Genomic DNA, 24,133 nt, shown 5'->3' with positions numbered 1-24,133 from the left:
GTCACCGCATGCATGCCCACGCAGAGCGTGGGAACGATCATCTGGAACGGGACCGAGTACTGCCATGACCGAAGACACCATCAAACGCCGCGCCAAAGGCCTGGACCGTGCGTTCGATATCCTCGATTTTCTCAAGGAAATCGGCCAGCCCCTGCGCCCGAATGATATTGCCAGCGGCATCGGCAGCCCCAAATCCACGGTCTACGAACTGGTGGCGTCGTTGCTGGAGCGGCGCATCCTGGAGACCGTGGGCAAGGAAGGCCACGTGTACCTGGGGCGTCAGCTGTATTTCCTTGGCCAGGCACACTTGCGTCACTTTGACCTGACCCGCGAGGCCGACCACGCCTTGCAGGAGATCGTCAGCCAGACCCACGAAACCGCACAGATGTGCCTGCTCAACGGGCGCAAATACACGGTAGCGCTGATGCGCGAGGGCCAGCGGCATTTCCGTATTTCTTCGGATATCGGTGAAAACGCCCCCATTCCCTGGACCGCCTCGGGGCGCTTGTTGCTGGGGCATTTGAGCGATCAGCAGATCGTCGACCTGATCGATCCCGACGACTTCATCCTGCCGGACGGCCTGCGCCTGCCGCTGGACACTTTCCTGGCGCAGATCCGCCAGGCCAGCCTGGATGGGTTCTTCTCCTTCGACAGTGTGGCCGACACCTTCACCCATTGTTTTGCCGCCCCGGTGCGCGATGCCCAGGGCATCAGCATCGCGACTCTGTGCATCGTCGCCCCCCGGGCTGATGCGAGTAAAAACTACCACGACTATCGCCGGGTACTGATCGACAGTGCCAACAGCCTGGCCCGGCGCATCAACGAATAGGAGTTTTCCATGTCTGCCCTCAACGCCGTTGAAAAAGGTGCCGCTGCCGTCGGTGCCCATTTGGTTCGCGATGTCAGCCTGCCGGCCCTGGTGCTGCACCGTGACGCCCTGGAACATAACATCCGCTGGATGCAGGACTTTGTCCGCAGCAGCGGCGCCGAGCTGGCGCCCCACGGCAAGACCAGCATGATGCCCGCGCTGTTCCAGCGCCAGATCACCGCCGGTGCCTGGGGCATCACCCTGGCTACCGCCGTGCAGACCCGCGCCGCCTACGCCAGCGGCGTGCGTCGCGTGCTGATGGCCAACCAACTGGTGGGCGCAGCGAACATGGCCTTGATCGCGGACCTGCTGGCCGACAAGGATTTTGACTTTCATTGCATGGTCGATCACCCGGACAACGTTGCCGACCTGGGCCTGTTCTTCGCCGCCCGTGGTCAGCGCCTCAATGTGATGATCGAGTATGGCGTGGTCGGTGGCCGGTGCGGCTGTCGCAGCGAGCAGCAAGTGCGCGATCTGGCCAAGGCGGTCCAGGCCCAGCCGGCCTTGGCCCTCACCGGTATCGAGGGTTACGAAGGCGTGATCCACGGCGAGCACGCCATCAGTGGTATCCGCGCCTTCGCCGCCAGCCTGGTGAGCCTGGCGGTCGAGCTGCAAGACAGCGGCCTGTTCGACCTGCCCACGCCGATCATCACCGCATCGGGCTCGGCCTGGTACGACCTGATCGCCGAGTCGTTCGAAACGCAGAACGCCGCCGGTCGTTTCCTCAGCGTGTTGCGCCCAGGCAGTTACGTGGCCCACGACCATGGCATCTACAAAGAGGCGCAGTGCTGTGTACTCGAACGCCGCAGCGACCTCAACGAGGGCCTGCGCCCGGCAATGGAAGTCTGGGCGCATGTGCAGTCGTTGCCGGAGCCTGGTTTTGCGGTGGTTGCCCTGGGCAAGCGCGACGTGGCCTACGACGCCGGTTTGCCGGTGCCACTCAAGCGCTACAAGGCCGGGATCGTGCCGGCGCAAGGTGATGATGTGAGCGGGTGCAAGGTCACGGCGGTAATGGACCAGCATGCGTTCATGACCGTGGCGCCCGGGGTTGAATTGCGTATTGGCGACATCATTTCCTTTGGTACGTCCCACCCTTGCCTGACCTTTGATAAATGGCAGGTGGGGTGCCTGGTGGATGAGCAGTTGCAGGTGGTCGAGTCTCTGCGTACCTGCTTCTAGACCGAGTCGCGGCTATTGCAGGCAAGCCAGCTCCCACAGTGACCGCGTTTTAACTGAAGGAATGCAGTCGAATGCGGGAGTCGGGCTTGCCCGCGATGGGGCCCTCCAGCACACCTGAGAACTTTGCCATGAACACCCACCCCCGCATCGCCCTCATCGGCGAATGCATGATCGAACTGCAACACCGCGCCGACGGCAGCCTGCACCAGAGCTTCGGCGGCGACACCCTGAACACTGCGGTGTACCTGCGTCGCGAGCTGGGCGATGCCGGCAGCGTTGACTACGTCACCGCCCTGGGCGATGACAGCTTCAGCGATGCCATGTGTGAGCATTGGCACGCCGAAGGCCTTGGCCTGGGCAGGGTCCAGCGTCTGCCTGGGCGCCTGCCGGGCTTGTATTGCATCCAGACTGATGCCCAGGGCGAACGTAAATTCCTCTACTGGCGCAACGAAGCGGCCGTGCGCGACTGCTTCACCACGCCTGCCGCCGAGCCGGTCCTGGCGGCATTGCCGGGCTATGACGTGGTGTATTTCAGTGGCATTACCCTGGCGGTGCTGGGAGACATCGGGCGTGAGCGCTTACTGCAGGCGCTGATCGAAGCCCGCCAGCGTGGCGCCAAGGTGGTGTTCGATAACAACTACCGGCCCAGGCTGTGGGCCGATGTGCAAACGGCCCGTGAGGCGTATCGCAGGGTGTTGGCCGCAGTGGACATTGCCTTGTTCACCGAGGATGACGAACGCGCGTTGTTCGGCTATGAGGATAGCGAGCAGGTGTTTGCGGCGTATCCCTCGATTGCAGAAGTGGTGCTCAAGCGGGGAGCGGATGCGTGCTTGATTCGTTGCGCGGGCGAGCGCTTTGCGGTGCCGGCGTTGAAAGTGGAGAAGGTGGTGGACACCACGGCGGCGGGGGATTCGTTCAGTGCGGCGTATCTGGCCAGTCGGCTCAACGGTGGTTCGCCCCAAGACGCCGCACTGGCGGGGCATCGGTTGGCGAGCCGGGTGATTCAGGTGCCGGGGGCGCTGATACCGAGATGATCACTGATCGTTCCCACGCTCTGCGTGGGAGCGCAGCCCGGGACGCTCCGCGTCCCAGAAACGGACGCAGAGCGTCCAGTGAGGCATTCCCACGCAGAGCGTGGGAACGATCGGATGTGGGAGCTGGCTTGCCTGCGATAGCGGACTGAAGCCATCCACTCAATCGCGGTAAAACACCTGCACCAGGTGATAGCCAAACTTGCTCTTGATCGGCCCGTGCACCACCTTCACCGGTTTCTTGAAGATCACCGCATCAATCGCCCCCACCATCTGCCCGGGCCGCACTTCGCCCAGGTCACCACCGCGTTTGCCCGACGGGCAGGTGGAGTACTTCTTGGCCAGCACATCAAAGGCTTCGCCTTTGGCAATACGCTGCTTGAGTTGTTCGGCTTCTTCGCTGGTTTTCACCAGGATATGACGGGCTTGGGCTTTCATGGGGCTCTACCAGCTGTGCGACGGCGCGCGATTATGCCTGAACTCAGGCCTCGACGCCGATCATGCTACGGATTTTGTTGGCCAACAGGTCAATGGAAAAAGGCTTGGCGACCATGTCCATGCCGTCCTCCAGGAACCCCTGGCGTTCGGCGGCTTTCTCGGCATAACCGGTCATGAACAGCACGCGCAGGCCGGGGCGATGCTGGCGGGCGATTTCCGCCAGTTGCCGGCCGTTCATGCCGGGCAAGCCAACGTCGGTCACCAGCAAGTCCACGCGCAAATCCGATTCCAGCAACGGCAGCGCCGCACGCGCATCCGCCGCCTGGTGAGCGGTATAGCCCAGTTCGTCGAGTACATTGACCACCAGCATACGCACCGCCGGGTCGTCCTCGACCACCACCACCGCTTCACCGGCCAGGGCCACGGGGGCTTCGGTCAGGCTGGTAGGCAGGCTGCTTTCCAGTGCGGTGCCATACAAACGCGGCAGGTACAGGCGCACGCAGGTGCCCTGGCCAGGTTCGCTCTGGATGGTCACGTGGCCGCCGGATTGCTGGGCAAAACCGTAGATCATCGACAACCCAAGGCCAGTGCCTTGGCCGATGGGTTTGGTGGTGAAGAACGGGTCGAACGCCTTGGCGAGGATTTTCGGCGCCATGCCGCTGCCGTTGTCGCTCACGCCAAGCATCACATAGTCGCCGGCCTTGACCGGTTCCAGGGTGGTGATGTCGGTGCCGTCCAGGTAACTGTTGGCGGTTTCGATCAGCAGCTCGCCGCCGTCGGGCATGGCGTCGCGGGCGTTGATCACCAGGTTGAGCAGGGCGTTTTCCAATTGGCTGGCATCGGTGTTCACCGGCCAGGTGTCCTTGCCCAGTTTTACCTTGAGTTCGATATGCGCGCCCTTGGTGCGCCGGAACAGGTCTTCCAGGGACGCCACCAGTTGGTTGGGGTCGGTGGGGCGACGGTCCAGCGACTGGCGTCGCGAGAACGCCAGCAGCCGGTGGGTGAGGGCGGCGGCGCGGTGGGCGGAGGACACGGCGGCATCGGCAAAACGGCCGATATCGTCGCTGCGTCCGGCGGCAATGTAACGCTGCATCAGGTCGAGGCTGCCGATGATGCCGGTGAGCATGTTGTTGAAGTCATGGGCGATACCGCCGGTGAGCTGGCCGACCGCTTCCATCTTCTGCGCATGGCGCAGGGCATCTTCGGCACGCTCGCGCTCGAACATCTCGTTTTGCAGGCGCTGGTTGGCTTCGGCCAGCGCCTGGGTGCGCTGGGCCACGCGTTCTTCAAGGTTCTCGTTGAGGTGGCGCAGGGCTTCTTCGGTGAGCTTGCGTTCGGTCTCGTCGATCACAAAGATGTAGAAACCATTCACCGAACCGTCACTGCTAAAGCGCGGCAGGTACTTCATCAGTGCATGGCGCGGGCGGCCATCGCGATGAGGCGTCACCGTCATGAAGCTGCACGCCTTGCCCTTGAGCGCGGCGGCAATCTTGTCTGCGCGCCCGGCATACACCTCGTCGCCAAGTACTTCGCGGATGGTTTTGCCGTACAGCTCCTGGGGCGTCTTGCCGTACCAGTCCAGGTAAGCGCTGTTGTTGAGGCGAAAGCGCTGGTCGTGGTCAACGTAGCCGATCAACACCGGCATGGCGTTGATGATCAGTTGCAGCTCGGTCTGGCTCTGGCGCAGGGCTTGCTCGGTGTTTTTACGCTCGGTGAGGTCCAGCGCGGCGCCGAGGAAACGCGCAGGCCGGCCCTGTTGATCCTTGTAGCAGCGGCCACGGGCGAACACCCAGCGCACCTGGCCGTCGGCTTGCAGCAAGCGATACTCCTCGGCGTATTCGGTGCCATGGGTAATGCAATGCTTGATGCTGCGCGTCACCGTTCCCCGGTCCTCAGGGTGCACACCATGCAGGTAGGCGCTGATGGGCAGCAGGCTCGAATCGTTGGGGTCGACGCCATGCAGGTAGGCGAAATGGGCGTCGGCGATGAAACGGTCTTCGCCGATATCCCAGTCCCAGGTGCCTACCGCGTCGGTGGCCGCCAGTGCCAGTTGCAGGCGCTGCTCGGTGTTGTGCTGGGCCTTGAGGCTGGCTTCGGAGCGCTGTTGCAGTTCGAGGGTTTTGCTGCGCCGCTCATTGGTTTCAATGGCCGTGACCAGGATGCCGGCCACCCGGCAGCTTTCATCGCGCACCGGGCTGTAGGTCAGGTCGAGCCATATCTCGGTGTCGCGGCCCTCGCGTTGCAGCACAAAGCGTTGCTCGCTGAAGGTGCGCACCTGGCCGCCGAGCACGGCGTCGTAGACCGGCGCGGCGAAGCTTTCCAGTTCGGGCCAAGTGTGGTGCGCCGGCTGGCCCAGAGCGCCGGGGTGCTTGCCGCCTATCAGGTGGGCAAAGCCATCGTTATAGAGTTGTATGAGGTGTGGGCCCCACAGCAGCACCATTGGCATGGGTGAATGCACGACGATATCGACAGCAGTGCGCAGGCTTTGCGGCCACTCACTGGCCTCACCGAGGGGGCTTTGCGCCCAGTCCAGCCGCCTGATCAATGCAGCGGCTTCGCTACCGGTGGATGTTCCATTCATAAAAAGCCCTGAGCCTGACGCTTTGAAAAATGACAACACCCATTGTCCCAAGGAACGACAACGGGTGGCTACCCCGGAAAAATAGCATGCCTTGAGGGTTTTTCTTCAAAACGCTGTGTCAGCGCTGAAACCTTTCATCTAATCGGCCAGCTCAGCTCTGTGGCGAAATTGCTCCAGTGCCTGGGGGTTGGCCAGGGCATCGGTGTTTTTCACCGGCTCGCCATGCACCACATTGCGCACCGCCAATTCGACGATTTTGCCGCTGATGGTGCGGGGGATATCCGTGACAGCGAGGATCTTCGCCGGCACGTGCCGCGGTGTGGTGTTGGCGCGAATCACCTGGCGGATCTGCTGTTGCAGCGCCTCGTCCAGTTCAATTCCATCATCCAGGCGCACAAACAGCACCACGCGCACGTCGTCCTGCCAGCGTTGACCGATGGCGAGGCTTTCCAGCACCTGCGGGACCTTTTCCACCTGGCGATAAATCTCGGCGGTGCCAATGCGCACGCCGCCGGGGTTGAGCACCGCATCGGAACGCCCGTGGATCAACAGGCTGCCGTTGGCGCGTTGCTCGGCATAGTCACCCTGTGCCCACACGCCGGGGAACTGGCTGAAATACGAGGCGCGCAGTTTTTGCTGTTGCGGGTCATTCCACAGCCCGATGGGCATGGCAGGGAAGTGCCGGGTGCACACCAGTTCGCCTTTCTCCCCGATCAGGGGCCGGCCCTGGTCGTCCCACACTTCGATGGCCATGGCCAGGCTCTTGCACTGCATTTCACCGCGCCGTACCGGCAGCACCGGGTTGCCGATCACAAAGCAGGAGACAATGTCGGTGCCACCGGACATCGAGGACAGGCACAGCTCAGCCTTGATCTCGCGGTACACGTAGTCGTAACTCTGGGGCGACAACGGCGAGCCGGTCGAAATCAGACCCTTGAGGCTGCCCAGGTCGTGGCTCAGGCGCGGCTGCAACCCGGATTTTTCCAGGGTGGCGAGAAATTTGGGGCTGGTGCCGAACACGCTGATTTTTTCCGCATCGATCAGGTCGATCAAGCGTTCGGGGCCGGGATGGAACGGCGAGCCGTCGTACAGCACCGCGGTGGCGCCGATCGCCAGCACCGACACCAGCCAGTTCCACATCATCCAGCCGCAGGTGGTGTAGTAGAACAGGCAGTCCTCGCGGTTCAGGTCGGCATGCAGGCCGTGTTCCTTGAGGTGCGTCAGCAATACGCCGCCCGTGCCGTGGATGATGCACTTGGGGATGCCGGTGGTGCCGCTGGAATAAAGGATATACAGCGGGTGATCGAACGGCACCGCGACAAATTCGGGTTCGCCGCAGGCTTGGTAGAAGTCGTCCCACAGCGCGACATGGGCGTGGGTGGCGTAGTCCCCAGCCTGCGCCTCGGGCTCGGCGTAAGGCACGATGATCAGCTGTTGCAGGGAGGGCAGGCGTTCGAGGATTTCATTGAGCTTGGCGCTCTGGTCGATGCGCTTGCCGGCATAGCGGTAGCCTGCGCAGGTGATCAGCACCTTGGGCTCGATCTGGCCGAAGCGGTCGATGACGCCCTGGGTGCCGAAATCTGGCGAGGAGCACGACCAGATCGCACCGAGGCTGGTGGTGGCGAGCATGCCGACCAGGGTTTGCCAGGTGTTGGGCATACACGCGGCCACCCGGTCACCCAGGCCGACCCCTGCCGCCCGCAGGCTTTTTTGCAGGCCGGCCACGTGTTCCGCCAGCTGCGCATAGCTCAATTGTTCACGTTGGCCGTCTTCGCTGACAGCCACCACAGCAGGATGATCGTCGCGGCGGCGCAACAGGTGTTCGGCAAAGTTCAGGGTGGCGCCGGGAAACCATTGGGCGCTGGGCATCTCGATGTCTTCGATCAGGGTCACCGTGGGCGGGCTGCGAAACTGCACGTCAAAGAACGCGACAATCGCCTGCCAGAAGTCCGGGCGTTGGTCGATGCTCCATTGGTGCAGGGCGGGGTAGTCGTGGAGCTGCACGCCGTGGCGTTGATTGATGAAGCGGCGGAACTGATCCATGCGCGTGTTGGCGATGCGTTCCGGGGACGGTTGCCAGAGGATGTCGGACATAAGCTGCCTCTTCTCGTTCCCACGCTTCGCGTGGGAATGCCTGACTGGACGCTCTGCGTCCACTTTTGGGGCGCGGAGCGCCCCGGTCTGCGTGCCCACGCAGAGCGTGGGAACGATCATCACGGGTTTACTGGGCCAGCCAGCCACCATCGATGTTCCAGGCCGCGCCGCGCACCTGGGCACCGGCTTCACTGCACAAGAACAACACCAGCTCCCCGAGCTGCGACGGCGTCACAAACTCCAGCGACGGCTGTTTCTCCGCCAGGAGATCCTGCTGCGCTTGCAGTGGGTCGACCCCGGTAGCCACGCGATCATCAATCTGCTTCTGCACCAGCGGCGTCAGCACCCAGCCCGGGCAGATGGCGTTGCAGGTGACATTGCTGGTGGCGGTTTCCAGGCCCACCACCTTGGTGAGGCCGATCACCCCATGTTTGGCCGCCACATACGCCGCCTTGCCCACTGAGCCGACTCGCCCATGCACCGAGGCGATATTGACGATGCGCCCCCAGCCCTTGGCCTTCATGCCCGGCAAGCTCAGGCGTGTGCTGTGGAACACCGAGGACAGGTTGATGGCGATGATCGAATCCCAGCGCTCCACAGGGAAGTCTTCTACCGCTGCCACATGCTGGATACCGGCATTGTTGACCAAGATGTCCACGCCACCGAACTCGCGCTCGGCGTAGGCGAGCATGTCGGCGATTTGCGCGGGGGCGCTGACGTCTGCCGGGTGATGCCCGACCTTGCCGCCAAACGCCTGTACCTGGGCGATCACCGCGCTGGCGTCGCCGAAGCCGTTGAGAATCAGGTTGGCGCCGGCCTTGGCCAGGCTCAGGGCAATCCCTAAGCCGATGCCGCTGGTGGAGCCGGTGACCAGGGCGGTCTTGCCATTCAAAGTTGTCATGAAAACCTCACACAATGCCGGTGGCGTAGAAAGTGCCGATCACCACGAACACCGCAAGGGTCTTGATGATCGTGATGCCAAAAATGTCCTTGTAGGCTTCGCGGTGGGTCAGCCCGGTGACGGCCAGCAGGGTGATCACCGCGCCGTTGTGGGGCAGGGTATCCATGCCGCCGCTGGCCATGGCCGCGACCCGGTGCAGCACCTCAAGGGGGATATTGGCCGCGTGGGCGGCTGCAATAAAGCTCTCGGACATCGCGGCGAGGGCGATGCTCATGCCGCCGGAAGCGGAGCCGGTGATACCGGCCAGCAAGGTCACGGTGATCGCTTCGTTGACCAGCGGGTTGGGGATGCCCTTGAGCCAGTCCGCCAGTACCAGAAAGCCTGGCAGCGAGGCGATTACTGCGCCAAAGCCGTATTCCGAGGCGGTGTTCATTGCCGCTAGCAGCGCACCGCTGACCGCACTTTTACTGCCTTCGGCCAGCTTGCTCCTGATCGCCGAGAAGCCGAACACCAGCACCACGATAATCCCCACCAGCAACGCCGCCTGCACCGCCCAGATCGCGGTGAGCTTGGCGATTTCGGTGGTCACCGGCGCGCTCATGCCCGGCAGGCTGAGGCTGTGGGTCTTGCCGTACCACTGCGGGATCCAGTGGGTGAACAACAGGTTCATCACCCCCACCAGGATCAGCGGCGACAACGCGAGCCACGGGTTGGGCAGGCTCAGGTTGTCGGCGGTTTCGGGCTCATTGCGCAACTCGGTGCCATAACCTTCACCGGCGCGCTGGGCCTTGTTGCGCTGGCGTGCGAGGTAGAGCATACCGGCGCAAAACACGAAGATCGTGCCGATCAGCCCTAGCCACGGCGCCGCCCAGGCGGTGGTGTTGAAGAAGGTGCTGGGGATGATGTTCTGGATCTGCGGCGTACCGGGTAGGGCGTCCATGGTGAACGAGAACGCACCGAGGGCGATGGTCGCCGGGATCAGGCGCTTGGGGATATTGCTTTGGCGGAACATCTCGGCGGCAAACGGGTACACCGCAAACACCACCACGAACAGCGACACGCCACCGTAGGTGAGCAGGGCGCAGACCAGCACAATCACCAGCATCGCCTGGCGCGTGCCGAGCAAGCGGATCGCGGCGGCGACGATCGAGCGCGAAAACCCCGACAGCTCAATGAGCTTGCCGAACACCGCACCGAGCAGGAATACCGGGAAATACAGCTTGATAAAACCGACCATCTTTTCCATGAACACCCCGGTAAAGGCAGGGGCGACAGCGGACGGGTCAGTGAGCAGCACCGCGCCAAGGGCGGCGATGGGGGCAAACAGGATAACGCTATAGCCACGGTAGGCGGCCAGCATCAGCAGCGCGAGCGCGGCCAGGGCAATGATCACACTCATGGTGTGTCTCCATCGGATTGTTATTGTTGTGGGTGAGGCTGTGGGAGGAAGCTATAGCGAGATGTGTGCCAGATTTATAACTTGTTGATATATATGGATTTATTGTGGATTTAAAGTGATTTTCGCGACGGCAGTCTCAATCTGGAGACGAGGGGAGATCCTTGTGGGAGCTGGCTTGCCTGCGATAGCGGTGGTTCAGCTGGCTTGTAGGGCGCTGTTAGACCGCTATCGCAGGCGAGCCAGCTCCCACATAAGAAAGTCTTGATATTGGGAATTGCGTCTCTTGTTTGAGACTAAGTTAGTCCAAGCGCCAGCATTTTTTTATACAACGTCGACCGCCCAAGCCCCAACCGCTTGGCCGCCTCTACAACATTTCCGTCACTGGCCTTGAGCGCGCCCGCAATCACCTGGCGATCAAACCGCTGCCGCGCCGCCGCAAAAGTTTCACCCTCGACCGCGGCCACCGCGCCCCGTTGTACCGGGCTGAACGTGCCAATCGCTGCGCGAAGGTCGCTGGCATTGAGCATCAGGTCATCACTCAACAGCGCCGCACGCTCCAGCACATTGCGCAGCTCGCGGATATTGCCCGGCCAGGCATGTTGGGCCAACAGCGCCAGGGCATCGCGGTCCAGTTCGTGCTGGCTGCGCAGTTCCTCGAGGATCGCCTCGCTCAATGCCGGAATATCCTCCAGCCGCTCACGCAACGGCGGCACCTGGATCGGCAGCACATTGAGGCGGTAATACAGATCGGCACGAAACTCGCCACGCTTGATCGCTGCCTCCAGGTCCATGGACGTCGCGGCAATCACCCGCACATCACTGTGCAGCATCTCGTTGGAGCCCACCGGTTCGAATTCCTTTTCCTGCAACACCCGCAGCAATTTGCTTTGCAGTGGCAGCGGCATGTCGCCGATTTCATCGAGAAACAGCGTGCCGCCCTGGGCGATCTGGAATTTGCCGGGGCGACCCTTGCGGTCGGCACCGGTAAAGGCGCCGGGCGCAGTGCCGAAGAACTCGGCTTCAAGCAGGTCATGGGGAATCGCCGCGCTATTGATGCTCACAAAAGCTTTGTGCGCCCGGGGCGATGCGCCGTGGATGGCCTGGGCGAGCAACTCCTTGCCGGTGCCGGTTTCCCCGAGCAGCAATACCGGCGACTCGGCACTCGCACTGCGCCGCGCCCGGCGCTTGACCTCAAGGCTGGCGGCGCTGGTGCCGATAAAGTGCGCAAAGTTGTATTTGCTTTGCCGCGAACGCAGCAGCGAGCGCGTGGAGGCTAGCTCCTGCTGCATGCTCAGGTAGCGCTCGATCAGCGGCGACAGGTTGCGCAGTTCATCGAACAGCGCAAACCCAATCGCGCCGATCACCGCCCCGGCCTCGTCGTGGATCGGCAGGCGCATCACCACCAGTGGGCCTTTGGGAGTGTCCTGGATATCCAGCAGGATCGGCCGGTCGTTGCGCACCACCTGGCGCAGCAGGCTGTTGGAAATCACCTGCTCGCAAGGCTGGCCAATGGCTTGGTCGGCGCTCTTGAGGCCAAAGCGCTTGGCGTAACGCTCGTTCATCCACACGATATTTGCATCGCGGTCGACGATGACCGTGCCCTCGCTGGACTGCTCGATGATCTCGAACAGCGACTGGATGGCCAGGCCGCGAACCTGTTGGTAGTCCTTGAGGCTAGTGCTCATGGGTACAGAATCCTGTTAATGATCGTTCCCACGCTCTGCGTGGGAATGCCTACCGTGACGCTCTGCGTCACTTGGCGTAGGGCCAGGGCACGACGCGGAGCGTCTCGGGTTGTGTTCCCACGCAGAGCGTGGGAACAATCTCACCCCTACAAAGGGATGTGCGCTGCTGCCAGCAGTTCTTTGGTGTACGGGTGTTGGGGCGATTCGAACACCTCATGGCTCGCGCCACGCTCCACCACCTTGCCATCCTTGACCACGATCATGTCATGGGCCATGGCGCGCACCACCGCCAGGTCATGGCTGATAAACAGGTAGGTCAGGCCGTATTTGTCCTGCAGTTCGCGCAGCAGCGCCACCACTTGTTTCTGCACCGTACGGTCCAGGGCCGAGGTGGGTTCGTCGAGCAGCATCAGCGCTGGCTTGAGTACCAGGGCGCGGGCAATGGCGACGCGTTGGCGCTGGCCTCCGGAAAACTCATGGGGGTAGCGATGTCGGCTGGCAGGGTCGAGGCCCACGTCCTTGAGCACCTGGACCACTTGCGCATCGCGGTCGGCCAGGCTGCACGGGGCATGCACTTCCAGGCCCTCGCTGATGATCTGCTGCACCGACATGCGCGGGCTGAGGCTGCCATAGGGGTCCTGGAACACCACCTGCATCTGCTTGCGCCATGGGCGCATCTGCTGATGGTTGAGCGGGTCCAGAGCTTCACCCTGAAAGCGGATGCTGCCGCTGGAGTCGAGCAAGCGCAGGATCGCCTGGCCCAGGGTGGACTTGCCGGAGCCGGACTCGCCGACAATCCCCAGGGTCTTGCCGCGCTGCACGCTGAGGCTGATGCCGTCCACTGCGCGCAGGTAGGTCTTGGCCCGGAACAGTCCGCCACCGAGAGGGAATTGCACGCTCAGGTCATCCACTTCCAGTACCGTGTCACGCGGCTCGCTGCACAGCACGTCGCCCGAGGGCTCGGCATCCAGCAGCAGGCGGCTGTAGGGATGCTGGGGGGCGGTGAACAAGGCCTGGCAGTCGGCCTGCTCGACGATTTCCCCGGCACGCATCACGCAGACCCGCTGGGCGATACTGCGTACCAGGTTGAGGTCATGGCTGATCAGCAGCAGCGACATGCCCAGGCGTTGTTGCAAGGACTTGAGCAGCAGCAGGATCTTGCGCTGCACCGTCACGTCCAGCGCCGTGGTGGGCTCGTCGGCAATCAGCAGTTCGGGCTCGCAGGCCAGGGCCATGGCGATCATCACCCGCTGGCGCTGGCCGCCGGACAATTGATGGGGGTAGGCCTTGAGCCGTTCCTGGGGTTTCTGGATGCCCACCAGTTCCAGCAGTTCGAGGATGCGCGCCTGCGCCGCCTTGCCGCCCAGGCCCTTGTGCAGCAGCAGGGTTTCGCCGATCTGCTTTTCGATGCTGTGCAGGGGGTTCAGGGAGGTCATCGGCTCCTGGAAGATCATGGCAATGCGGTTGCCGCGCAATTTTTGCAAGGTACTCGGTGAGGCGCCGATCAGTTCCTGGCCGCGATACTTGATCGAACCCAGGGTTTGGGTGCCGGCTTGCGGCAGCAGTTGCAGGATAGAGTGGGCCGTCACCGACTTGCCCGAGCCCGACTCGCCCACCAGCGCCAGGCACTCGCCAGGGCGCACGTCCAGGCTCAGGTTGCGCACGACGGTCTGGCCGTTGAAGGCGACGCACAGGTCGCGGATTTCGATCAGGTTCATACGCGGTCACTCATGAGCGGGGGTCGAAGGCATCACGCAATGCCTCGCCGATAAACACCAGCAACGACAGAATCAGCGCCAGGGTGAAAAACGCCGTCAAGCCCAGCCACGGCGCTTGCAGGTTCTGCTTGCCCTGGCCGATCAGCTCGCCCAGGGACGCGCTGCCGGCGGGCATGCCGAAGCCAAGGAAATCCAGGGCGCTCAAGGTGGATATCGCCCCGGTCAAAATGAACGGCAAATAGCTGAGGGTCGCGGTCATGGCGTTGGGCAGGATGTGCCGACGAATGATCTTGCCGTCGCCCAGGCCCAGGGCGCGCGCGGCCTTGACGTATTCCAGGTTGCGCCCGCGCAGGAACTCGGCGCGCACCACGTCCACCAGGGCCAGCCAGGAAAACAGCGCCATGATCCCCAGCAACCACCAGAAATTCGGCTCCACAAACCCCGACAGGATAATCAGCAGGTACAGCACCGGCAGGCCAGACCACACCTCCAGGATGCGCTGGCCGAGCAAGTCTACCCAGCCACCGTAGTATCCCTGCAACGCCCCGGCGGCAATGCCAATGACGGCGCTGATGGCGGTCAGGGCCAGGGCAAACAGGATCGACACCCGTGCACCAAAGATCACCCGCGCCAACACATCGCGGGACTGGTCATCGGTGCCCAGCCAGTTCACCGCCGACGGCGGGCTCGGGGCAGGGCGGGTGAGTTCGTAGTTGGGCGTGTCATCGCTGAAAGGAATTGGCGGAAACAGCATCCAGCCGCCCTCCTGCTTGATCAGCTTTTGCACGTAGTCACTGCGGTAGTCCGCCTGGAACGGCAACTGCCCACCGAACTGCTGCTCGGTGTAGCGCTTGAACACCGGAAAATACAGCTCGTTCTTGAAACTGAGCACCAGCGGCTTGTCATTGGCGATCAACTCGCCGCCCAGGGTCAGGATAAACAGGCCGATAAACAGCCACAGCGACCACCAGCCACGGCGGTTTTTCTTGAAGCGCTCGAAGCGTCGGCGGGCCACGGGGGAGAGGTTGAGCATCAGGCGTTCCTCGCGGCGAAGTCGATACGCGGGTCCACCAGGGTGTAGCAGAGGTCACCGATGAGTTTTATCAAGAGGCCGAACAGGGTGAAGATAAACAGCGAGCCAAACACCACCGGGTAATCGCGGGACACGGCCGCCTCGTAGCTCATGCGGCCCAGGCCATCGAGGGAGAAGATCACCTCGATCAGCAGCGAACCGGCAAAGAACACGCTGATAAACGCTTGGGGAATCCCCGAGATCACCAGCAACATCGCATTGCGGAACACGTGACCGTACAGCACCCGGCGTTCGCTCAAACCCTTGGCGCGGGCGGTGACCACGTACTGGCGGGTAATTTCATTGAGGAACGAGTTCTTGGTGAGGATGGTCAAGGTGGCGAACCCGCCGATCACCAACGCGGTTACCGGCAATACCAGGTGCCAGAAGTAGTCGGCGATTTTGCCCACGGTGCTCAGTTCGGCGAAGTTTTCCGAGACCAGCCCGCGTACCGGGAACCAGTTCAGCGAGGTACCGCCAGCGAACACCACGATCAGGAACATCGCGAACAGGAATGCCGGCATCGCGTAACCGATGACGATGGCCGTGCTGCTCCACATATCAAAGCTGCTGCCATGGCGCACGGCCTTGCGTATGCCCAGCGGGATCGACACCAGGTAGGTGATCAGCGTGGCCCACAGGCCGAGGGAAATGGTGACGGGCATCTTTTCCAGGATCAGGTCAGTTACCGTCGCGCCGCGAAAGAAGCTGTTGCCGAAGTCCAGTTGGGCGTAATTCTTGAGCATCAACCACAGGCGTTCCGGCGCGGATTTGTCGAAGCCGTATTGTTTCTCGATGTCCTTGATCAGCTTTGGGTCCAGACCGCGGCTGGCTCGCGAGCCGCTGATGCCTTCGCCGGATGCGCCGGCTACACCACCGCCGCCAATGCCTTGCAAGTGGGCGATAGCTTGCTCCACCGGCCCGCCGGGCGCGGCCTGCACGATCACGAAGTTCACCAACAGGATGATCACCAGCGTCGGGATGATCAGCAGCAGGCGCCGTACGATATAGGCAAACATCAGTGGGCCTCTCCGCGTTTTTTCAACTCAGCCTGCATTTGTTCGTTCGTCAGCGGGGTGGGGCTGACTTCCCACCAGGTTTCCAGGGCTTCGTCGTTCTTCGCCTCGATGGCCGGGCGCCCGAAACGGTTCCACCATGCGGCGGAGGTGCCCGGTGGGTAATAGTTGGGGATCCACAGGTAATTCCATTGCAGCACGCGGTCCAGGGCGTGGGCATAGGTGAGCATCTTCGCCTGGGTGTCAGCCTTGACCAGGCCATGGATCAGGGTATCGACGGCCGGGTCCTTGAGCACGATGTAGTTGTTGGCGCCCGAATCGAACGCGGCGGCAGAGCCGAAATAGTTGTACAGCTCCATGCCGGGCGAGGTGGTGACCGGGAAACCCGTGACGATCATGTCGTAGTCGCGGGCCATCAGTCGGTTGACGTATTGCGAGGAGTCGATGCGGCGGATATTCAGGGTGATGCCGATCTGCGCCAGGTTACGTTTGTAGGGCAGCAACAGGCGCTCAAGGCCGTTCTGGACGTTGAGGAAGGTGAATTCCAGTGGCTCGCCCTGGGCATTGACGAGTTTGTCGCCCACAGGTTTCCAGCCGGCGTCTTCCAGCAGGGCCAAGGCTTGCAGCTGTTTGTCGCGGATCATGCCACTGCCATCGGTGACCGGGGCCTTGAACACCTGGGTAAACACCTCGTCGGGAACCTGACCGCGCAGGGGTTCGAGGATCGCCAGTTCTTCCGGGGTCGGTAACTGGCTGGCGGCCAGCGGGCTATTGGAGAAATAGCTCTGCTGGCGGATGTACAGGTTGCGCATCATTTGGCGGTTGGCCCATTCAAAGTCCCACAGCATCGCCAGGGCCTGGCGCACGCGGCGATCCTTGAACATCGGTTTTTGCACATTGAACACATAGCCCTGGGCCGGCTGCGGCATCTCCTTGGCCAGGTGCGCGCGCTGCAGACGGCCATCGTCCAGGGCCGGGCCGTTGTAGCCGATGGAGTAACCGGTGGCGGAGAATTCACGGTTGAAATCATAGGCGCCGCCGCGTAGCACTTGGCGCGCTACTTCGGTGTCGCCGAAGTACTCCAGGCTCAGGTGATCGAAGTTGTACAAGCCGCGGCTGACCGGCAAGTCCTTGCCCCACCAGTCGGGGTCGCGGGTGAAGGTGATGGTATTGCCGGAGTCGATCTTGCTGACCTTGTAAGGGCCGCTGCCCAGTGGCGCTTCGTAGCCGCCGCCGTTGGCAAAGTCGCGGGTCTTCCACCAGTGCTCGGGGAACACCGGCAAAGTGGCGAGATCCAGAGGGAGGGTGCGGTTTTCGTTGCTGGAAAAATCAAAGCGCACCTGTCGTTCGCCTTCGATTTCGACGTGTTTGACGTCTGCAAATAACGTGCGATAGCGCAGGCTGCCTTGGGTCATCAACACGTCAAAGCTGTAGCGCACGTCTTGCGCGGTAATGGGCGTGCCATCGGCAAAGCGCGCCTTGGGGTTCAGGTAGAAGCGCAGCGACAGGCCGTCGTCGGCCCGTTCCATCTTTTGCGCCACCAGGCCATAGACGGTGTAAGGCTCATCCAGCGAGCGCAACGCCAAGGGTGCATACACCCAGCCGTCGACCTGGGACACGCCGATGCCTTTGTCGATATAGGGCAGCACATGGTCAAACCGCCCCACCTCCAGCGCTGAGCGCCGCAGGCTGCCGCCCTTGGGGGCGTTGGGGTTGGCATAGTCGAAATGGCTGAAACCTTCGGCGTACTTGGCGGGCTCGCCGTACACCGTCAGGTAGGTTTGCGGGGCTGCGATCACCGCAGTGCTGGCCATTAGAAAGGCCAGGGTGGAGCAGAGCAGAGATGAAAAAGCCAATCGCATTATCAGCCTTGAGCGCCGGGTAAAGAATAATAAGGATTTGTACGCTAACGGCCTGGGCATCGCCAGTCATCAGATGCACAACGGCCCACCAAAGGGCGGGCCGTTGTTTATAGCATCAGCGCAGATTGAATCAATCCTGGCGGCTGGTGACTTCCAGCAGGTGATAGCCGAACTGGGTCTTCACCGGGCCTTGCACGGTGTTGACCGGGGCACTGAAGACCACGGTGTCGAATTCCTTGACCATCTGGCCTGGGCCGAACGAACCGAGGTCACCGCCCTGACGGCTGGATGGGCAGCTGGAGTTGGCTTTAGCGACTTCTGCGAAATCAGCGCCGCCTTCGATTTGGGCCTTGAGTTCGTTGCACTTGTCTTCAGAGGCAACGAGGATGTGACGGGCGGTGGCTTTGGCCATGGTGAGTAACTCCTAGAGTAAAAAACGGTGAGCGTACCGGATTCAGGCGGTTATTTCTCGGCAAAGTTCCACTGGGTTTTCAGTCGCCGCTGTTTAGGTCATGCCGGTTCAAGGCAGTACGAGATAGTCGTTGCGCTGCACGATCGCTCGGTGCGCTGCTTGCACCAGGTGGATATAGCGGCCGTCCACCAGGTCGATGGGCAGGCAATCGTCGATATCCAGCACCGTGTCGGTGTGGGCCTGGGACCAGTGGCTGAGCATCTGCTGCTTACCTTTGCGCATGGCCTCCTGTTTGTTACGGGCGACCACCAGCAGGTAGTGGTGGGCTTCGCCAAAGCTATTGGCCTCGTAGCCGCCGAGGTTGATGAAGTACAGGCGCGGCGCATCTCCGTGGGGCGCCAGGTGGCTCAGTTCAACCTTCCAGCCGTCGACGCCATCGACGGCCATCCATGAATCGATGTGTACGCCTTTGGGGCTGCCAAACCAGGCGTCGCGTAATTGTGGGTAGGTGGCTTGCAGGGTATCGGCCACTGCGAATACCACATCGTGTACTTCGATCCTGGCTCGCGGGTGCTTTCCCCCGAGCATGACGACAAACAGCATTACCGGGGTTTCCTGGGGAGTGGTTAGAGGGCAACCATACTGCGATTGAGCTGGTTTGTCCGGTTGTGATGGGGCCTGTGTGTCGCGACGCTGAACCTGTGGGAGCTGGCTTGCCTGCGATAACGCCCTGACAAGCAATACCTATCTACCTGACACCCCAGGATCCAACTGTGGGAGCTGGCTTGCCTGCGATAACGCCCTGACAAGCAATACCTATCTACCTGACACCCCAGGATCCAACTGTGGGAGCTGGCTTGCCTGCGATAACGCCCTGACAAGCAATACCTATCTATCTGACACCCCACAATCCAACTGTGGGAGCGGGCTTGCTAGCGAAGGCGGCCTGGCAGTCAACACAGTTGGATTGTGTACATATCCATTTCTGCGGTAACGGCCATCTAGGGTTCCGCCCAACGGCGGCTCACTTTCGAAAAGCGCGAAAGTAAGCAAAGCGCTCTTGCCCCACCACTCGGCACCTCGCTTGGGCTCGGTGTGCCCGAACGCAGGCTTGAATCCGTGGGCCGCCGCCACGCGCCATCCATGGCGCGGGGCGGCTAACCCGGCGTCCTGCCGGGTTAGCCACGAATTCAAGCTGCGTTCGTTCGGCCAGCGTGGTTTAACGGGGCGCCTGAGATCAAGATCAAAAGCAGATCAAGATCAACAGCGGCTCGCTTCGCATCGTGGTTACCGTCTTTACTGCTCGCGTTAACCCGTCACTGGGCTGCGCCAGTCATCCGAGCCGGACGTCCCGGCCACTTCGTGAGTCCAGATAATCTTGCGATAGGTGAAGTGCACATCCTCCAGGTGGGTAAAGTGGGCGTTGTCTGGGTCTTGGCAGTTGGGCATGCGAGATTGGATGTCAACGATGGTGGCGCCTTCCAGTTCAATCGTGAAGTAGTGCTCCTGGGTTCCGGCCGAGGAGGTGCGCAGCCACTCCAGGCGGCAGGACACTTCTTCGCCGGTGGTCAGGGCGCTGAACAGCAAGGGTGAGGATTTATCGAAAACCTTGCTGATCATCAGGGGTTTATGCACGCGCTGACCGGTCGGCTGGCCCGATTGCGGGTCGCGGGGAATGATCACCTGATGAGCAAACGCCTGCACCAGAATCTGGTCCTCATGGCCTTCCTGATAAATGTTGCCTACCGAGTCCTGGGTAAATGTGCCTGCCGTAATCAAACCTTGTTTGACACCAGTGATGGAGAGGTACGCGGGTGTGGGCATGACGGGTTTCCTTGCCTGATTGAGTAGGTATTGCCGGGCAGCGAGAGCGCTGAGCGGTCAAGTGCCTTTAACAAGAAGCGTGCCTGAAAGTGTGAGGCTCAATGAAATAAGGGCGAAGAAGACTCAGTGGCCGTTATTGAGAATTTGTTGTAGGGCTGTGGGTGAGTTTTTAGCGCTATTAGTTGCACGCCTATGCGCACTTAGTTGCTCATGTCATGTGTTTTTGTAAATGCAAGGCTGTGGGCGCTTGAGAGTGTTTTCTAGTTGGATAGACTGCGCAAATAACTGCGCATGTCTTTATTTTCAAGCTGCGTAGGATGTTTCTTAAGTTCCGTTCCGTTACTTGCTGATTGTTTTTTTCGTGGCTAAGGTTCGTTCACTTCGATGTGGTTTGAACGGAAGTTAAAAGGTTTTTAACAACGACGTTAATTTTGCCTATTTTGCCTTGGATGGTTGTGTGCAGCCCAAAATAGTTTATTCAGAACAGCTATATGCCTATTGCCAGGAACTTGCCCGGACAGCGTGTTCGCCAAGCAGTTTTGTTGGTAGCGACATGCGTTTTTCAAGCGAGTTTGAGGTGCTGGAAACCGAGTTGGGCAAGGCTCATTCCATTCATGGTGCGGGGCTGCCGGATTGGCAGAAGATCAGCGAGATCAGCGAGTGCATTTTGCGTGAGCATTCCAAGGATCTGCGCGTCGCCGCCTGGTTGACCTGGGCCCTGTATCAGCGTGATTCATTCGCTGGGTTGCTGGCTGGTCTCGGTGTGCTGCGCGAACTCTGCGAGCACCATTGGACGCAGGTCTATCCAGTTAAGCTGCGTACCCGCGTTGCGGCGTTTGGCTGGTTGGTGTTGCGCCTTGAGCAAGCGTGCGCGCACAACCTGCCGCTCAGTGATCAACGGCCTTTATTCCAGGCGCTGTTGGAACACCTCGAATGTCTCGATCAGATATGGGGTGAACAGCTTGGCAGCGAGGCGCCGCTGCTGTTGCCGGTTCGCCGGCAGCTGTCGGCGCGCTTGGCCCAGGCTGCTGCCGAACCTGGCGACGTCGCGGGCGTCATTGCCCGGGTCAAACCTGCGCCAAGCCCGCTGCCGGCCCCCGAGCAACCGCTCAATAACGAAAAAGACGCGCACAAACGGCTGCGCGCATTGCAGGAGCAGGCTCGGCCTTTATGTACCTGGTGGTTGCGTCAGGATGCGGCCGACCCGCGCGCCTTGCGCCTGGGCCGAACCTTGGCCTGGCTGATGCTCGTCAATTATCCCGACGCCAATAATGAGCGCGTCACGGCGCTGCGCCCATTGGCTACCGACAAGCGCAAGCGCTATCAAGACCGCTTCAGCCAAGGCCATTACGCCGATCTGTTGCTTGAACTCGAGGTCAGCCTGGCCGGTGCAATGTTCTGGTTCGATGGTTTGCGCATGGTCTGGGAGTGCCTGGAGGCCTTGCACGCAGACCTCGCCATGACCGAACTGGAAATGCAATTTGCTCTGCTGCTGCATCGCCTGCCGAACCTGCCTGAGTATCGGTTCGAGGACGGCACGCCCTTTGCCGACTCCGCGACAGGTGAGTGGATCGCATTTCACGTCATGCGTCACCTGCACAAGCCTGAGCCCTCCAATGTCGTCGTCGACAGCGCTGCTCAGCCCTGGGAAGCCGCGTTGCAGGCGGTGATGCCCTGCCTGCGCAAAGACGGGCTCAAGGCCGCGGTGAGTGTGCTCAAGCAAGGGCTGCGGGCGGCGTGTGGTGATCGAGCGCGTTTTCACTGGCACCTGGCGCTGGCCAGGTTGTGTGTGGCGGCCGGCAAGCATGACCTGGCCAGGATCCAGCTGGAACAACTCGACCTGCAATTACAGCGCACGGGCCTGGAAAGTTGGGAGCCGGAGCTGGCCATGCAAGTGGGCCAACTGCTGTATCGCTGCTACGACCTGTTGCCACAAAACCAAGCCGTACAAGACGGAAAAGACACCCTGCATCGCCGGTTATGCCATTTCGACCTGGAAGCAGTACTTGAATAGCGCCTCATCAAAAGGAGAAGCACCATGGCCAAAGACGGTTCGGTAGCCCCCAAGGAACGTATCAATATTACCTTCAAACCCGCGGTCGGTAGCGCTCAGGAAGATGTCGAACTGCCGTTGAAGCTGCTGGTGCTGGGGGATTTTTCCCAGCGCGCGGACCCACGCAAACTCGAAGATCGCAAGCCCATCGGTATCGACAAGCACACCTTTGACGAGGTGTTGGCCAAGCAAGCATTGAGCCTGACGCTGAGCGTTCCCAACCGCCTCCAGGATGCAGCCGACGTGGAAGAACTGCCGGTTCAGGTGCGAATTAACACCATGAAGGACTTCAACCCCGCGAACCTGGTGGAGCAGATCCCGCAATTGCAAAAGTTGATGGCATTGCGTGAGGCATTAGTGGCGCTCAAGGGACCGCTGGGCAATACGCCCAGCTTTCGCAACGCTATCGAGCGGGCGTTGGCCAATGGTGACTCTCGCGCACGAGTGCTCGCCGAACTGGGCCTGGATAGGCCTCAAGCCTGACGTTTTCAGTAAAAGGACACTGACACCATGACCACCATTCAACACGGCACGCAACCCGTACAGGTTATCGAAAGCGGTAGCATCCTCGATAACATCATTTCCCAGACATTGCTCAGCGCCGACGACGAGGCTTATGGCATCGCCAAGCGCGGCGTGTCGGCGTTTATCGCAGAGCTGGTCAAGCCACATAATTGTGACGAACCCGTAAAGAAACGCCTGGTCGACCGGATGATCGCCGAGATCGACACCAAGCTCAGCGAACAAATGGATGAGATCCTTCACCATCCGGACTTCCAGGCGTTGGAGGCTTCGTGGCGAGGCTTGCAGTTGCTGGTCGATCGCACCAATTTTCGCGAGAACATCAAGATCGAACTGCTGAATGTTTCGCGCGAGGACCTGTTGGATGATTTCGAAGATTCATCGGAAATTACCCAGTCCGGGTTATACAAGCACGTCTATAGCGCCGAATACGGTCAGTTCGGCGGTCAGCCAGTGGGCGCGATCATTGCCAATTACTTTCTTTCGCCCAGTGCGCCCGATGTGAAACTGATGCAATACGCATCCAGCGTCGCCGGCATGGCCCACGCGCCCTTTATCGCTGCAGCGGGGCCAAGTTTCTTCGGCTTGGAAAGCTTCACCGGGTTGCCCGACCTGAAGGATCTGCGGGACCATTTCGAAGGCCCGCAGTTTGCCAAATGGCAAAGTTTCCGGCAGAGCGAAGACGCACGATATATTGGCCTCACCGTGCCGCGCTTTTTGCTGCGCACCCCGTATGACCCCCTTGAGTGCCCGGTCAAGACCTTCGCCTACCAGGAGAACGTGGTTAACAGCCACGAGCATTACTTGTGGGGCAATACCGCCTATGCCTTTGCCACTCGCCTGACCGACAGCTTCGCGCGCTTTCGCTGGTGCCCCAACATTATTGGCCCGCAAAGCGGCGGGGCGGTCGAAGACCTGCCGCTGCATCACTTCCAGAGCATGGGCGAGATTGAAACCAAGATTCCTACGGAGGTGCTGATTTCGGACCGACGTGAGTACGAGCTGGCACAAGAAGGTTTCATCGCCTTGACCATGCGCAAGGGCAGCGATAACGCAGCGTTTTTTTCCGCCAGCTCCGTGCAGAAGCCCAAATCGTTCGGCATCAGTGAGGAGGGCAAGGCGGCAGAGCTGAATTACCGCTTGGGCACCCAATTGCCCTACATGATGGTGGTCAACCGCCTGGCTCATTACCTCAAAGTGCTGCAACGGGAGCAGTTGGGCGCGTGGAAAGAGCGGACGGACCTGGAGTTGGAGCTCAACAAATGGGTTCGCCAATACGTGGCGGACCAGGAAAATCCCAGTGCCGAGGTGCGCGGGCGGCGCCCCTTGCGCGCTGCGCGCATTGTCGTCAGCGATGTCGAGGGCGAGCCTGGCTGGTACCGGGTCAACGTTACGGTACGCCCGCATTTCAAATACATGGGGGCAGACTTCACGTTGTCCCTGGTCGGGAAGCTCGATAAAGAATGAGCAGAAGCCAG

19 protein-coding genes are annotated in these 24,133 nt (G+C 61.2%); 6 read left to right on the top strand and 13 right to left on the bottom strand.

What is annotated here, in order from left to right; all coding sequences use genetic code 11:
- Window positions 1–64 precede the first annotated feature (64 nt).
- From MHH62_RS04815 to MHH62_RS04805, 3 genes are all read left to right on the top strand, one after another.
- Window positions 65–829 (top strand): IclR family transcriptional regulator, encoded by a 765-nt coding sequence (locus MHH62_RS04815; RefSeq protein ID WP_014718201.1) that lies wholly within the window; start codon window positions 65–67, stop codon window positions 827–829.
- A 9-nt stretch (window positions 830–838) separates the two neighbouring features.
- Window positions 839–2,047 carry an amino acid deaminase gene (locus MHH62_RS04810; protein ID WP_014718202.1) on the top strand — a complete coding sequence of 403 codons (1,209 nt, stop codon included), beginning with the start codon at window positions 839–841 and terminating at the stop codon, window positions 2,045–2,047.
- A 128-nt stretch (window positions 2,048–2,175) separates the two neighbouring features.
- A complete protein-coding gene (locus tag MHH62_RS04805) occupies window positions 2,176–3,081 on the top strand; it encodes a sugar kinase (protein ID WP_032903896.1) in 906 nt (301 codons plus the stop codon).
- 159 nt (window positions 3,082–3,240) lie between these two features.
- On the opposite strand, the gene MHH62_RS04800 is transcribed toward MHH62_RS04805, so the two are convergent.
- The 13 genes from MHH62_RS04800 to MHH62_RS04740 form a co-directional block, all read right to left on the bottom strand.
- Window positions 3,241–3,516, bottom strand: a complete 276-nt coding sequence (locus tag MHH62_RS04800; protein WP_003174397.1) for a peptidylprolyl isomerase — start codon at window positions 3,514–3,516, stop codon at window positions 3,241–3,243.
- Window positions 3,517–3,559: 43 nt separating this feature from the next.
- Window positions 3,560–6,097, bottom strand: coding sequence for a PAS domain-containing protein (locus MHH62_RS04795; RefSeq protein ID WP_014718204.1), 2,538 nt, complete (start codon window positions 6,095–6,097; stop codon window positions 3,560–3,562).
- A gap of 138 nt (window positions 6,098–6,235) precedes the next feature.
- Window positions 6,236–8,191: an acetoacetate--CoA ligase gene (locus MHH62_RS04790; protein WP_339232583.1), complete on the bottom strand. Its 1,956-nt coding sequence runs from the start codon at window positions 8,189–8,191 to the stop codon at window positions 6,236–6,238.
- Between the two features lie 127 nt (window positions 8,192–8,318).
- The gene (locus MHH62_RS04785; protein WP_020301581.1) at window positions 8,319–9,092 is read right to left on the bottom strand and encodes a 3-hydroxybutyrate dehydrogenase; all 774 of its coding nucleotides are present in this window, start codon (window positions 9,090–9,092) and stop codon (window positions 8,319–8,321) included.
- 7 nt (window positions 9,093–9,099) lie between these two features.
- The gene (locus tag MHH62_RS04780) at window positions 9,100–10,491 is read right to left on the bottom strand and encodes a GntP family permease (RefSeq protein WP_014718207.1); all 1,392 of its coding nucleotides are present in this window, start codon (window positions 10,489–10,491) and stop codon (window positions 9,100–9,102) included.
- 293 nt (window positions 10,492–10,784) lie between these two features.
- The gene (locus MHH62_RS04775; RefSeq protein WP_014718208.1) at window positions 10,785–12,176 is read right to left on the bottom strand and encodes a sigma-54-dependent Fis family transcriptional regulator; all 1,392 of its coding nucleotides are present in this window, start codon (window positions 12,174–12,176) and stop codon (window positions 10,785–10,787) included.
- A 146-nt stretch (window positions 12,177–12,322) separates the two neighbouring features.
- Entirely contained in the window at window positions 12,323–13,894 is a 1,572-nt protein-coding gene (locus MHH62_RS04770; protein ID WP_103452321.1) for an ABC transporter ATP-binding protein, read from the bottom strand.
- 10 nt (window positions 13,895–13,904) lie between these two features.
- The gene (locus MHH62_RS04765; protein WP_014718210.1) at window positions 13,905–14,927 is read right to left on the bottom strand and encodes an ABC transporter permease; all 1,023 of its coding nucleotides are present in this window, start codon (window positions 14,925–14,927) and stop codon (window positions 13,905–13,907) included.
- Entirely contained in the window at window positions 14,927–15,985 is a 1,059-nt protein-coding gene (gene yejB / locus MHH62_RS04760; protein WP_005788805.1) for a microcin C ABC transporter permease YejB, read from the bottom strand. Before yejB ends, MHH62_RS04765 begins: the two co-directional genes overlap by 1 nt.
- Window positions 15,985–17,844, bottom strand: coding sequence for an extracellular solute-binding protein (locus tag MHH62_RS04755; protein ID WP_032872826.1), 1,860 nt, complete (start codon window positions 17,842–17,844; stop codon window positions 15,985–15,987). The genes yejB and MHH62_RS04755 overlap by 1 nt, the downstream gene beginning before the upstream one ends.
- A gap of 130 nt (window positions 17,845–17,974) precedes the next feature.
- On the bottom strand, window positions 17,975–18,256 hold the full coding sequence (locus MHH62_RS04750; RefSeq protein WP_014718212.1) for a peptidylprolyl isomerase: 282 nt from the start codon (window positions 18,254–18,256) through the stop codon (window positions 17,975–17,977).
- Window positions 18,257–18,364: 108 nt separating this feature from the next.
- On the bottom strand, window positions 18,365–18,859 hold the full coding sequence (locus MHH62_RS04745; protein ID WP_038449936.1) for a DUF1543 domain-containing protein: 495 nt from the start codon (window positions 18,857–18,859) through the stop codon (window positions 18,365–18,367).
- Between the two features lie 705 nt (window positions 18,860–19,564).
- The gene (locus MHH62_RS04740) at window positions 19,565–20,080 is read right to left on the bottom strand and encodes an Hcp family type VI secretion system effector (RefSeq protein WP_014718214.1); all 516 of its coding nucleotides are present in this window, start codon (window positions 20,078–20,080) and stop codon (window positions 19,565–19,567) included.
- Between the two features lie 469 nt (window positions 20,081–20,549).
- Between MHH62_RS04740 and tssA the strand changes: the two genes are divergently transcribed.
- From tssA to tssC, 3 genes are read left to right on the top strand one after another with little or no spacing between them, the layout of a single operon-like run.
- A complete protein-coding gene (gene tssA / locus MHH62_RS04735) occupies window positions 20,550–22,094 on the top strand; it encodes a type VI secretion system protein TssA (protein WP_166644903.1) in 1,545 nt (514 codons plus the stop codon).
- Between the two features lie 24 nt (window positions 22,095–22,118).
- The gene (gene tssB / locus MHH62_RS04730) at window positions 22,119–22,616 is read left to right on the top strand and encodes a type VI secretion system contractile sheath small subunit (protein ID WP_014718216.1); all 498 of its coding nucleotides are present in this window, start codon (window positions 22,119–22,121) and stop codon (window positions 22,614–22,616) included.
- Between the two features lie 27 nt (window positions 22,617–22,643).
- On the top strand, window positions 22,644–24,122 hold the full coding sequence (gene tssC / locus MHH62_RS04725; RefSeq protein WP_014718217.1) for a type VI secretion system contractile sheath large subunit: 1,479 nt from the start codon (window positions 22,644–22,646) through the stop codon (window positions 24,120–24,122).
- Window positions 24,123–24,133 lie beyond the last annotated feature (11 nt).

Origin of the sequence: Pseudomonas sp. FSL L8-0168 (assembly GCF_037976155.1) — a bacterium.
Classification (GTDB): Bacteria; Pseudomonadota; Gammaproteobacteria; order Pseudomonadales; family Pseudomonadaceae; genus Aquipseudomonas; species Aquipseudomonas paracarnis.
The sequence above is the reverse complement of the archived record's forward strand: the minus strand, read 5'-3'. Positions and strand labels throughout refer to the sequence as shown.

What these genes read in the sequence shown, in the direction of transcription:
- MHH62_RS04815 (WP_014718201.1), top strand. Translation starts at nt 65, where the DNA reads ATGACCGAAGACACCATCAAACGCCGCGCCAAAGGCCTGGACCGTGCG.
- MHH62_RS04810 (WP_014718202.1), top strand. Translation starts at nt 839, where the DNA reads ATGTCTGCCCTCAACGCCGTTGAAAAAGGTGCCGCTGCCGTCGGTGCC.
- MHH62_RS04805 (WP_032903896.1), top strand. Translation starts at nt 2,176, where the DNA reads ATGAACACCCACCCCCGCATCGCCCTCATCGGCGAATGCATGATCGAA.
- MHH62_RS04800 (WP_003174397.1), bottom strand. Translation starts at nt 3,516, where the DNA reads ATGAAAGCCCAAGCCCGTCATATCCTGGTGAAAACCAGCGAAGAAGCC.
- MHH62_RS04795 (WP_014718204.1), bottom strand. Translation starts at nt 6,097, where the DNA reads ATGAATGGAACATCCACCGGTAGCGAAGCCGCTGCATTGATCAGGCGG.
- MHH62_RS04790 (WP_339232583.1), bottom strand. Translation starts at nt 8,191, where the DNA reads ATGTCCGACATCCTCTGGCAACCGTCCCCGGAACGCATCGCCAACACG.
- MHH62_RS04785 (WP_020301581.1), bottom strand. Translation starts at nt 9,092, where the DNA reads ATGACAACTTTGAATGGCAAGACCGCCCTGGTCACCGGCTCCACCAGC.
- MHH62_RS04780 (WP_014718207.1), bottom strand. Translation starts at nt 10,491, where the DNA reads ATGAGTGTGATCATTGCCCTGGCCGCGCTCGCGCTGCTGATGCTGGCC.
- MHH62_RS04775 (WP_014718208.1), bottom strand. Translation starts at nt 12,176, where the DNA reads ATGAGCACTAGCCTCAAGGACTACCAACAGGTTCGCGGCCTGGCCATC.
- MHH62_RS04770 (WP_103452321.1), bottom strand. Translation starts at nt 13,894, where the DNA reads ATGAACCTGATCGAAATCCGCGACCTGTGCGTCGCCTTCAACGGCCAG.
- MHH62_RS04765 (WP_014718210.1), bottom strand. Translation starts at nt 14,927, where the DNA reads ATGCTCAACCTCTCCCCCGTGGCCCGCCGACGCTTCGAGCGCTTCAAG.
- yejB (WP_005788805.1), bottom strand. Translation starts at nt 15,985, where the DNA reads ATGTTTGCCTATATCGTACGGCGCCTGCTGCTGATCATCCCGACGCTG.
- MHH62_RS04755 (WP_032872826.1), bottom strand. Translation starts at nt 17,844, where the DNA reads ATGCGATTGGCTTTTTCATCTCTGCTCTGCTCCACCCTGGCCTTTCTA.
- MHH62_RS04750 (WP_014718212.1), bottom strand. Translation starts at nt 18,256, where the DNA reads ATGGCCAAAGCCACCGCCCGTCACATCCTCGTTGCCTCTGAAGACAAG.
- MHH62_RS04745 (WP_038449936.1), bottom strand. Translation starts at nt 18,859, where the DNA reads ATGCTGTTTGTCGTCATGCTCGGGGGAAAGCACCCGCGAGCCAGGATC.
- MHH62_RS04740 (WP_014718214.1), bottom strand. Translation starts at nt 20,080, where the DNA reads ATGCCCACACCCGCGTACCTCTCCATCACTGGTGTCAAACAAGGTTTG.
- tssB (WP_014718216.1), top strand. Translation starts at nt 22,119, where the DNA reads ATGGCCAAAGACGGTTCGGTAGCCCCCAAGGAACGTATCAATATTACC.
- tssC (WP_014718217.1), top strand. Translation starts at nt 22,644, where the DNA reads ATGACCACCATTCAACACGGCACGCAACCCGTACAGGTTATCGAAAGC.